Genomic DNA, 10522 nt, shown 5'->3' on the forward strand with positions numbered 1-10522 from the left:
AAAGCGCCCAGAAGGCCGGCCGGCTTGCGGCAGGCTCTCGCGGCGACGGCGTCTCATCGCCTGCGGCCGGCCTCCCGGTCCGAGTATGAACGCCACCTGGCTGCGGGCACCTGACCACCCGTCCGGCCGCCTATCGTCGAGAGCCGGACAGGTTGTTCACCGCCTCGGGACATGCAGTCGATGCGGCCCGGCAAGTTCAGGAGAGTACGACATGACGGGCAGTGACTCGCACACGGAGTTGGCCGATCGGTTTCTCACCGCCTTCCGTACGCACGACTGGGAGGCGCTCAGCACTCTCCTGGCCCCGGACATCGTCTGGAGCATGCCCGGCACCGGCACCATTTCGGGAACCCTGCACGGCACTGCCGCCGCCATCGACAGGTTCCAGGAAATCGTCGGCAGGGGCCTGCACACCGAACTGCTGCACATCCTCGTAGGACAGAACGGTGCCGCCCTGTCGCTGCGGAATACCGCGGTGGCCGCCGATGGACGCAAGCTCGATGAACACCTGGCGACCGTGCTCACGATCCGTGAGGGCAAAATCGCCGCCATCGACAGCTATCTGTCCGACGTCGACGGCATGAGCGCCTTCTTCCGCTGAGGCGCGGCGGCAGGGTGCCCCGCCGACGACGGGTGAGACCTCGGCCGGTCCGGCCGCCGTCTCACCCGTTGTCCGCCCACGGGCTCCCCGGCGTCGGACAAGGCCACGGACGACGGGTCCTTGACTCCGTCGGCCTTGCCTCCTGGCATGCAGTGAGCGCAAGTGCGGCAGCAGCCGCAGTCGGACGGGCCGGTGTTGCGGTCGAGCGGCACCCACCCTCGGCGTCCTCACTGTCAGCTCACCAACGCCGCGCCGGCACCCGCCGCCGGCTGCTCGTCATGACGGCCGAGATCCATGGCCCGACTGCACAGGACTCCCCGATGACGTGCACATGGCGCGTACGATCGGATGCCCCCCTACGGGAAGGCATCCCCCATGAAGAAGACATCCGCCCGCAGAGTCACCTGGCGCATGCTGCTCGCGCTGGGCGGCGTGGCCGCGTTAGCCGTGCCGACCGCGGGAGCCGCCGAAGGCGTCCCGCGTACCGCCGGGCAAGGAGGGCGGGCCGGCGGGTGTGCCGTGGTGTATTTCGACCTCGGTGAAACGCTGGTCCACACGGCCGAGGACAAGAGCATGCGGTACATGCCGGGAGCCGCCGGGTATCTGCGCGCGCTGCGGGCCCGCCACATCCCCGTCGGACTGATCACCAACGTTCCGTCCTCGTGGGGCGCCACCGACGCTGAGCGGGCGGCGGAGTTGAAGAAGGTGATCGACAAGGACTGGGCGGACCCCCGTCCGTTCGCCTGGTCGGACTTCGGCGACCGGATTTTCACCCCGCGGACCGAGGCGGAGAGGAAGCCTGCCCCGGCACTGTGGAAGCGCGCCAAAGAGGCTGCGGGCCACTGCCGGGTGGTGTACCAGGCAGAGACGGCGGATGAGGTACAGGCCAGCGGCGCGCTCGGATACGTCGCCTACCAAGCGGCCCGGCCCAAGTGGCCCGCGTACCTCCCGGTGCCGCTGATCACCGCACTTGCCCATCTCCCCTACCCGAACCAGGCGAACGTCACGGGGCGTTGAGGCTTTTGACCACCCCGGAGCATTGACGTCCTTGACCACCGCGGAGTGTTGAGGCCCTCGACCGCCGCGGAGCGTTGAGGCCCTCGACCAGCGCTCAGCCCACCGCCCGGCGGGTGGGAGGGGGCATCCCTCAAGGGGCGCCCTCCCCACCCGCTGTCCGGCTGTAGCGTTCCAGCCGGTCGGCCAGCTCGACCGGGCGGGACAGCATCGGGAAGTGCCCGCCCTCCATCTCGTCGGGCACCACCCCCAAGCGCTCCGTCACCACGGTACGCAGGAACGGTGCCGGAAAGAGGCGGTCCTGACGGCACAACAGAAAACGGGTGGGCACCGCGGGCCAGGCCTCCATCGGCCAGGGGCGCGAAGCAGGGGTTTCGGACTGCCGTCGCCAACGGAGCGCCGCCTCGGCCGCCAGCTCCGGCGGCAGATCCTGGAAGAACGGATCCGCGGCAGAACCCGGCGCCGCGGACTCCGGCGCCCGCTCCGTGGCCGTCTCCACCCCCGCTCGCTGCGCGTCCCGCCCGGCCCGCCGGACCTGCGCGTCCGGGTGACGCGTCGCCGCCCACCACTCCTTCGGCGCCTCCCCTGGCAAGGGCACCATCGCTGCCAGCAACACCAGCAGATCCACCGGTACCCGCGCGCAGACCAGGGGTGCGGTGAACCCGGCGAACGAGTGCGCCACGAGCGTGAGTCGTCCACGCCCCGCCACCGCGGCGACGACAGCATCCGCGTACTCGTCCAGGCCTGCCGCATCGTCCTCGCACGGCAGCTGCACGCTCACGACATCACGGCCCCGGGCCCGCAGTTCCGCCTCCAGCAGATGCCAGTGCCACGCGTCACACGCCGCGCCCGGGACCAACACAAAGGTCGTCATTGACCGCATCATGCCACCGCCGTCCACCCGGGGCTCGGGCCGCGACGGGAGCACCTCGGGGCTCACGCCGGCTGAGTCACTCCCCGGCAGACATTGCACACGATGCGGCGCGCCGGCTCGGGCAGCGTGCTCTGGCCCACGCCCTGTACGCGGACCACGGTCTGCGGGCCGGACCAGGCGTGCCGGTGGCACAGCGCGGCGCCGCAGTTCCTGCAGATCGCCACGGCGGCGGCACTGCCGTCGTCCGGCGGGCAGTCATAGCAGTTCATGGCACATATCCGATCTCGTGAGGCAGGCCGACGCGAAGCCACCGGCAATGTACGTCGCGACGCATGACGGACGCGGGAAGCACGGTGCCGGGTCGGGCCGACTCACCTGGCCGCCTCACGGAAGACACCGCCCCGCGCACTGCCGTGGCCGGCTTCCCTCACACCGCCCCGCGCACTGCTACAGCCGGCTTCCCTCACACGGACACCCACTCAGAAATCCGGCCGGGGACCTCAGCGCGTACGGTCCCGGGCGGCCTGCCGGAAGCGGGTGAAAGGAACGCGGGCGCGCCGGATGAACGCCGACGCGACAAGGACCACGGATCACGGGCGATGGCGAGCGCGGGCGCGGGCGCGCCTGTTCTACTGGGCGGCGAAGGCCGACCGCACCCGCTTGCCGTTCACCGTCACGACGACACAGAGCAGAAGGGCCCCACAGACGCCCTGTTCAATTTTCAGCCACACCGGAAAAGTACCGGGCAGCGCGACGATGACTGCAATGGCCAACACCATCGCGCCCGAGGCCAGTCGCAGTCGGAGATAGGACCGGCTGTGACCGCGGGCCGTACCGGCGGCGAAACAAATCATGAGCAGGGAAGTGGCGACGACAATGGCCGAACGGACCCACACCGCGTCGGTCACTATGTCCGGGTGGTTGCGCAGAAGGATGACGGCGATGAGGGTGAGCACGCTGAGGCCGGCGTAGCAGCCGACGAGCAGCTTGGTGTTGCGGAACGCCCGCCGGGTGCGCGGGTGACTCATGTTGTCGTCGGAAACCCCGAAGGAGGGTGTCCTGCGCGCGTTCATGATGATCCTTTCTCGTTCGTACGCCGGGATGCTCCCGGCTCCCAGGTGCCGTGCCGCGAAGAGCCGACCGGGTGCGGTGCGGTCGGCATGGCCTGCGCTTCGCCACGTGGGCCACGCGGCCGCCGCAGCGGCAACTGCGGCCTCACGGACGGCCGTTACCAGGATCTGTCCCGCCCGCCGCCCCCTCATCGTTCGGCCGGACGAGACGCGGCCCGCTCGGCGTCAGGGACCTGTCGGGGGCTCCCCCGTAATGGATCCTCGCCGACGCTCCCGCAGCTCCCGGCCTCCCGCCGCTCCCGCGGCGCCAGGCCTCCCCTCCCCTCCCCTCCCCTCCCCTCCCCTCCCCGCGCCACGGCTACGGAGGCACCCGCCGGACCTTGGGTCTGCTGCTGGGAACGCGGCCGCGCCCAGCGGCACTTCGCCTGAGTGGAGTTCCCCGGCCGTAACTGGATCTTCCTCGTGGTGGTCACCATGCTGGTGGTGCCGGTCCAGATCGGACTGCTGCCGGTGGCGAAGCCGTTCGGTGCGCTCAGCCTGTTCGGCTCCATCCCCGGCGTGGTCCTCTCCCACCCCGCCTACGGCCTGCCGTTCGCCCTCTTCCTGCTGCGCAACTACATCGCGGAGATTCCCCACGAGATGCTGGAAGCCGCCCGCATGGACGGCAGCGGAGAGTGGCGGATCTTCTCCCAGCTGACCCTGCCGCTGGGCCGCCCCGCCATCACCGGCCTGGCCATCTTCCAGTTCCTGACGGTCTGGAACGACATCCTGGTCGCCCTCCTCTTCGCCGACAACGCGTCACAGCCGCTGATGGTGGCCCTCCCGTCTCCGATGCGAGAGTTCGGCAGCAACATCGGCGTTCCGGCGCCCGGCGTCTCTACTCCTGTGGGTTCGATCCCCGCGGGCACGTGTCGGTGATCTGCAGGACCAGGTCGGCGGGGGTTCGCAACGACGGGATGAAGAATCCGTCGTTCCGTCGAGAATCCCCATGGGCTTGGCGATACCCCTGCCGTATGCGCCAGTTGTGTGAACCGGCGGCCGATGACTCTCGCCGCCGTACACAATCTCGCCTCGGCACGGGCCCTGCGGACGGCCGAGGAAGTCGAGCCCTTCGAGCAGGAGATCGTCGACCGGTCCGCCCTGGCGATGGCCGCCGCCGGCCTGACCGACGGGTACAACCGGCCCCGGCAGAGAGGCGGGGAGCTGCGCGTCCGGAGTCGCGATCAAGGGAAGGGGCGGAGGCAGCAGCGGCGGGAATGTTCCGGCGGGCCGCCTCGTTCCCCCTGGGCCCGTCCACGTCGCCATCCCTGGGAGCATCGTGCCCAAAACCATGCCCGTCACCTCCACCGTTCTCCGGGTACTCCCGGCCTTGAGCGTGCAGGCCGAGCGTCTGATCGAGCTGGGGGTGCATGAGATCGCCGGGCTGCCCGCCGCCGAGCTGCGTACCTTCGCCGCCAAGGCCGCCGAGGTTCCTGCGGCCGGCGATGGCAGCCTGCTCGCTGTTCACCCAGACCACGCCCCTGCCGCCACCCTCGCGCCGCTGCTCCGCCGTGACGGCAAGCCGGGCTTCGTCGTCACCGACATGCCCGACGTCGACCTCTTCGCCCCTCTCGAAACGGTCGCGCTGCCCGATGCGCCCCTCTACCTCCTCACCGGCCTCGACCGCGGCGACCAGATGGCCGACTGGAGCCCGAACGAGGCGCTGCCCGCCCTCACCGCACAGGCCCGCACCCCGTTGCTGCTCACCGAGGGCATCCACTGGGTGATGCAGCAGCCCGCCGTCCTGGAGCGCAACCACTGCTTCATGACCATCGGCTCCCGGCTGCGCAAAGCCAACGGCGCCCTGGACGCCCGCACCCCGGCGATCTGGATCAGCAACGGCACCGGGCGGGACGGCCGCGATCGCCGCAACGCCCCCAAGGTCGGCTGGTGCTGGGCGGGCAACCGGCACACCTGGCTGGGCTTCGCCTCCGCAACAGGCCGCCGGGTCTAGCGCAGGCTCCCGCTCGACCCACCGCGAGTACGGCCCGGGGCACGGCTTCGGCTACCACCGGCTGCTGTGCTTCCTGGACAACACCGGCGAAGCCCTGACCGGCGTGCTGCGACCGGGCAACTCCGGAGCCAACAGCGCAGCCGACCACATCAGCGTGCCCGACACCGCACTCGCCCAGATCCCCGACGCTCACCGCCACGGCACCGAAATCCTCATCCGCACCGACAGCGCCGGATCCGCCAAGGCCTCCCTGGCCCATATCCGAGCCCTGCGCTCGCGCGCGATCCGCACGTCCTTCTCCGTCGGATGGCCCATCACCGAGCCGGTCCGCCGCGCGATCAAGACCGTTCCCGAGCACCTATGGCATCCCGCCTTCGAGCAGGACGGATCCCTGCACGACGGCGCCGAGGTGGCCGAACTGACCGGCATGACCGACCTGACCGACCTGCCGGACCTGATCGACCTGATCGACCTGATCGACCTGATCGACCTGATCGACCTGCGGAACCTGCCCGCGGGCACCCGGATCCTCGCCCGCCGCGAGCGCCCCACCCCGGAGCCCACCTGTCCCTGTTCGACTTGGACGAAGGCATGCGCCACCAGGCCTTCCTCACCGACACCCCCTACGGCCAGGGCTCCCTGCCACTACTGGAGGTCCGCCACCGCCCACACGCCCGCGTCGAAGTGCCGTTTCTGCCCACCCACGATTCGAGGACCCTCGAAGACCCCGGCCGCCGCGTCGGGCCCTCGGCACGTGCTTGTGGTGAGTACGTCGTTCATTTCCGGGCCGGGTTCACCGGGTGTCCGTCGCGTCGTTCCACGGGCGCCATCGGCCGTTGCCGTCGACCGCTCCGAGCTGCTGGTCAGCGAAGTGGACGCCGAACCCGTAGACCCCGTCCCGGGAGAGGAACTCCACGAGCCGCCGGCGTGAGCGTTCGGCCTCGGCCCGGTCGTGGTCGAGGACGACTTCCCAGTCGGGGTGGTGAACCTGAACAGGGGAGTGCATGGCGTCGCCGAACGCAACGATCCGCCGGCCGTCGCCGGTGTCGAGGATCCAAGCTGTGTGCCCGGTGGTGTGCCCGCGCAGCGCCCACGCGCGGACGCCCTCGGCGATCTCGGCCCCGTCGGCCACGGACCTGGTCCGCTCGCGCTGTCCGGCGAGACGCGGACCGGCTGCCGGGTCCAGGCCCTCCAGTTCGCCTTCCCCGACGACCCAGCGGGCGTTCGGGAACAGGCTTTGCGGATCGTCGGCCGCGTCGGGGCGGGCCCAGCCGGTGTGGTCGTCGTGCAGGTGGGTGAAGGCGACCGTCTCCAGCGTGGCCGGGTCGACGCCGAGGCTCGCCAGCGAGGCGGGGAGGTTCTTCACGTACTCGAAACCGTGCTGGAAGTGTTCCGGGTCGTCGCCCGAGATCCGGCCGTGGCCCGCGTCGAGCAGCAGGCGGTGTCCGCCGCGCTCGACGAGCAGCGCGCCGCATCCCATGGACAGGTGGCCGGCGTCCGTCCTGTGGGGGCGGTACGGACTCCAGTCCGCCTCCTCGGAACCGGGGTAGACCCGCGTCGGGATCATGGCGACACCGGCGTCGGGAAGATAGGTCAGGGTGAGTTCCCCGATGGTGCGCGTCCACAGCCCCGGCATGCGGCGCCCCGAGTCGTCGGTGCCGTCGGTCCGGGCGGTGCCGTCGGGCCGGAGGGCGTCTGCCGTGGTCGTCTGCTCACTCATCGCCATGGTCGGAGCCTTTCTTCGTAGGTGTGGAAGTGGAGGGATGGCCGCAGGGGGCAGGGACGGGACGCGGTCCGCTCACGGAGCGATCACACGGACCGGTTCTCCCGCGGCGTACGCGAGAACGTCGTCGAGCGCGTCGCCGTAGAAGGTCTCGTAGGTGCCGGCGGTGACGTAGCCCAGGTGCGGGGTGAGCACCGTCCGCGGTGTGGTGCGCCACGGGGAGCCGGCGGGGAGCGGTTCGGCCGGGTGGACGTCCAGGGCGGCTCCGCCCAGGCTCCCCGAGTCCAGGGCGGCCAGCAGCGCCCGCTCGTCCACGAGTGCCGCCCGGGAGGTGTTGACCAGCAGCGCGTCTCGCCGCATGAGGGCCAGTTCGTCGCGGCCGATGAGTCCGGCGGTACGGGAGGAGAGCTGGACGTGGAGCGTGACCACGTCCGACGTGGCCAGCAGTTCCCGTTGGCCGACCGGGGAGACGCCCAGTGCTCTGGCGTGCCCGGCGTCGAGGTGGGCGCTCCAGGCGACGACGTCCATGCCGAAGGCGAGTCCGACCCGGGCCACGCGGCTGCCGACGTTGCCCAGTCCGATGACACCGAGGCGGGCGCCGGACAGGTCGCGCCCGACGGTGCGCTGCCAGGCGCCCTCGCGCAGGCCGCGGTCCTCGGTAGGGACGGAGCGGGCCAGGGCGTGGATCAGCCCCCAGGTCAGCTCGGCGGTCGAGGTCAGCCCCGCGGCACGGGTGCCCGAGACCACGATCCCCTGCCGGTGCGCCGCGGCCACGTCGACGGCCGCGTTGGCCGGGCCCGTGGTGACCAGCAGGCGCAGGTTCGGCAGCGCGCTGAGGACCGCGGCCGGGAAGGCGGTGCGCTCGCGCATGGCGACGACGATGTCGAACGGCTCCAGCGCAGCGATCACTGCCTCGGGGCCGCCCAGGTGTTCGGTGAAGACGGTGCGGCGCGCACCGTCGGGCAGTGCGCTCCAGTCGGCGTACCGGTGGGAGGTCCGCTGGTAGTCGTCCAGGATCGCCACGCGGCGGATTTCAGGCACGAGCGGGGTCCTTCGAGTTCTTCGAGTTCTTCGAGTTCTTCGAGTGCGAGTTCGCGCGCTCCGCGGTCGCGGTGCACGCGGTCACCGACGGGTCGGCGAGCGGTTCGGAGGGGCTCGGGCGGAGCAGTTCCAGGACCCAGATCCCGACGCCGATCAGCGCGGTCACCGCACCGAGTGCCGATATCCCCGTCCAGCCCACGAGCGGGTACAGCGCCGAGGCGAGCGCGGAGGCGACGGTGCTGCCGGCGAACGAGGAGACCATGAGGGCCGTGGTCACCCGGCTGCGGGCGTGCGGGACCCGGCGGTAGAGAACGCTCTGATGGCTGATCAGCAGGGCCTGCTGGGCGAGGTTGAGTGCCATGATGCCGACGACCAGCGCGACCAGGCCGCCGGCGCCGCCCGTCCCGGCGAAAGCCAGTACGCCCCAACTGGCCGTCAGTAGGACCAGCCCGCCGGTCGCCACCTGACGGCCGTGCCCGCGGTCCGCGAACCGGCCGGCCACCACCGCGGCGGCGGCTCCGACCACTCCGGCCAGACCGAACAGGCCGATGACGGCGGGGCCGTACCCGTAGGCCGGGCCGGCCAGCAGGAACGACGACGCCGTCCACAGGACGGTGAAGGAGCCCATGCCGACCGCGGCCAGGCCCATGCGCCTGCGCAGCAGCGACTCGGTGCACACCAGCGTCAGTACCGAACGCAGAAGTTGCGGATAGGGGGTGTGCTCGGACGGCGGCACGGGACGCAGCACCAGGCGCAGGGTGACGGCCAGCACCACCATGAGCACCGCCGCGAAGACGAACACCAGCCGCCAGTCGCCGAACTCCGCCAGGACGCCCGCGGCGGTGCGTGCCAGCATGATCCCGACGAGCAGGCCGCTCATGACCGTGCCCACCACCGAGCCGCGTTCGTGGTCGGCGGCCAGCGAGGCCGCCATCGGCACCACGATCTGCGCCACGGCGGAGGTCACCCCGACCAGCGCGACCGCGGCGTAGAGCGGGCCCAGCGAGGGTGACACTGCCACGGCGAGCAGGGCGACGGCGCTCAGACCGAGCAGCACGCTCACCAGACGCCGCCGTTCGAGCACATCACCGAGGGGCACGAGCAGCGCCAGCGAGACCGCGTAGCCGATCTGCGAGGCGGTGACGACCAGGCCACCGGCCCCTTCGGACACCCCCAACGCCCGGGAGATGACCGGCAGCAGGGGCTGCGCGTAGTAGATGTTCGCGACCGCTGCGCCGCATGTCACCGCCAGCAACAGCACCATCGCGCGGCTCAGCGGGGGGCGGACGCCGGAGCCGTCCGCCCCCGGTTCTGGATCGTTCATGCCGAAATGCTTGCGCTGACCCGGCGTGCCGGTCAAGCAATTTCAGATCAATCAATCCATAAGTGATAAGGGTCACTGCGGGCCGCCGACGTGGGGACGCTCGGCGGCTTGGCGCTTTGTGGAGTAGTTGGTCCAATATGGGAGGCGGGGAAGCGCTCCCCGTCCTGGAACGCTCGTCTTGTGATGCAGGAGGTCCATATGCCGCCGGCAGGCCGTCCCCGTGCCTTCGACATGGAGGCCGTACTGGAGGCTGCGATGCTGCTGTTCTGGGAGCAGGGCTACGAAGCGACCTCTCTGGCACAGCTGCGAGCGGCCACCGGGCTGTCCTCCGCGAGCCTGTACGGCGCCTTCGGCTCGAAAGAGGGGCTGTTCAAGCAGGTCGTCGAGCACTACATGAAGGGGCCGGGCGGCGCCGTCGTCACCGAGGACGAAACGGCCGGCCCGCGAAAGGCCGTGGCGGAGCTGCTGCACCGCTCGATCGACATGCAGGCCGACGTGTCCCACCCCACCGGCTGTCTCGTCGCCCTGTCCGGCACGATGCGGGCACCGGGGGAGGAACACGCCGCAGTGCGCACGGTCGTCGCGGCACGGCGAGAAGCGGACCGGGTGCGCATCAGAGCCTGCGTGGAGCGGGGCGTCGCCGCGGGCGAGCTCGACACGGACGCCGACGTCGACGGGGTGACGGCCATGGTCCATGGCTTTCTCCTGGGCCTGTCCACGCAGCTGCGCGACGGGGTGGCCGCAGCGACTCTGCACACGGCAGTCGACGTACTGCTCCTCAACTGGCGCTGCGCCTAGCCTTGCTGTTTCGCGTGAGTGGCGTCCGGATCTTGGGCGAGAAAGCGAAAGCGCCTTCTGGCCTGGGACGATAGGGCTTGTCTA

Annotated in this window: 10 protein-coding genes and 2 pseudogenes; 6 read left to right on the forward strand and 6 right to left on the reverse strand. The window is 70.9% G+C overall.

What is annotated here, in order from left to right; genetic code table 11:
• The first annotated feature begins 211 nt into the window (after positions 1-211).
• Both ACWGJY_RS36725 and ACWGJY_RS36730 read left to right on the forward strand, forming a co-directional pair.
• On the forward strand, positions 212-601 hold the full coding sequence (locus ACWGJY_RS36725) for a nuclear transport factor 2 family protein (RefSeq protein ID WP_453265240.1): 390 nt from the start codon (positions 212-214) through the stop codon (positions 599-601).
• A 375-nt stretch (positions 602-976) separates the two neighbouring features.
• Positions 977-1618, forward strand: a complete 642-nt coding sequence (locus ACWGJY_RS36730) for a hypothetical protein (protein WP_453265241.1) — start codon at positions 977-979, stop codon at positions 1616-1618.
• A 130-nt stretch (positions 1619-1748) separates the two neighbouring features.
• On the opposite strand, the gene ACWGJY_RS36735 is transcribed toward ACWGJY_RS36730, so the two are convergent.
• From ACWGJY_RS36735 to ACWGJY_RS36745, 3 genes are all read right to left on the reverse strand, one after another.
• Complete coding sequence (locus ACWGJY_RS36735) at positions 1749-2489, reverse strand: alpha/beta fold hydrolase (RefSeq protein ID WP_453265242.1); 741 nt, start codon at positions 2487-2489, stop codon at positions 1749-1751.
• A 62-nt stretch (positions 2490-2551) separates the two neighbouring features.
• Positions 2552-2758, reverse strand: a complete 207-nt coding sequence (locus ACWGJY_RS36740) for a DUF2180 family protein (protein WP_453265243.1) — start codon at positions 2756-2758, stop codon at positions 2552-2554.
• 360 nt (positions 2759-3118) lie between these two features.
• Positions 3119-3562 carry a hypothetical protein gene (locus tag ACWGJY_RS36745; protein ID WP_453265244.1) on the reverse strand — a complete coding sequence of 148 codons (444 nt, stop codon included), beginning with the start codon at positions 3560-3562 and terminating at the stop codon, positions 3119-3121.
• A 426-nt stretch (positions 3563-3988) separates the two neighbouring features.
• On the opposite strand from ACWGJY_RS36745, the pseudogene ACWGJY_RS36750 reads away from it, so the two are divergent.
• From ACWGJY_RS36750 to ACWGJY_RS36760, 3 genes and pseudogenes are all read left to right on the forward strand, one after another.
• A pseudogene (locus ACWGJY_RS36750) lies at positions 3989-4432 on the forward strand (carbohydrate ABC transporter permease); the annotation flags it as partial.
• Positions 4433-4889: 457 nt separating this feature from the next.
• Positions 4890-5552, forward strand: coding sequence for a DUF5701 family protein (locus ACWGJY_RS36755; RefSeq protein WP_453265249.1), 663 nt, complete (start codon positions 4890-4892; stop codon positions 5550-5552).
• 46 nt (positions 5553-5598) lie between these two features.
• Positions 5599-6236, forward strand: a pseudogene (locus ACWGJY_RS36760) (IS1380 family transposase); the annotation flags it as partial.
• Positions 6237-6345: 109 nt separating this feature from the next.
• On the opposite strand, the gene ACWGJY_RS36765 reads toward ACWGJY_RS36760, so the two are convergent.
• The 3 genes from ACWGJY_RS36765 to ACWGJY_RS36775 form a co-directional block, all read right to left on the reverse strand.
• Complete coding sequence (locus tag ACWGJY_RS36765) at positions 6346-7278, reverse strand: MBL fold metallo-hydrolase (protein WP_453265245.1); 933 nt, start codon at positions 7276-7278, stop codon at positions 6346-6348.
• 72 nt (positions 7279-7350) lie between these two features.
• Positions 7351-8316 carry a D-2-hydroxyacid dehydrogenase family protein gene (locus ACWGJY_RS36770; protein WP_453265246.1) on the reverse strand — a complete coding sequence of 322 codons (966 nt, stop codon included), beginning with the start codon at positions 8314-8316 and terminating at the stop codon, positions 7351-7353.
• On the reverse strand, positions 8309-9640 hold the full coding sequence (locus ACWGJY_RS36775) for an MFS transporter (protein WP_453265247.1): 1332 nt from the start codon (positions 9638-9640) through the stop codon (positions 8309-8311). The genes ACWGJY_RS36770 and ACWGJY_RS36775 overlap by 8 nt, the downstream gene beginning before the upstream one ends.
• Positions 9641-9838: 198 nt before the next feature.
• On the opposite strand from ACWGJY_RS36775, the gene ACWGJY_RS36780 reads away from it, so the two are divergent.
• Positions 9839-10438: a TetR/AcrR family transcriptional regulator gene (locus ACWGJY_RS36780; protein WP_453265248.1), complete on the forward strand. Its 600-nt coding sequence runs from the start codon at positions 9839-9841 to the stop codon at positions 10436-10438.
• The last annotated feature ends 84 nt before the right edge of the window (positions 10439-10522 follow it).

The sequence above is a fragment of the Streptomyces sp. NPDC054765 genome, assembly GCF_053612065.1.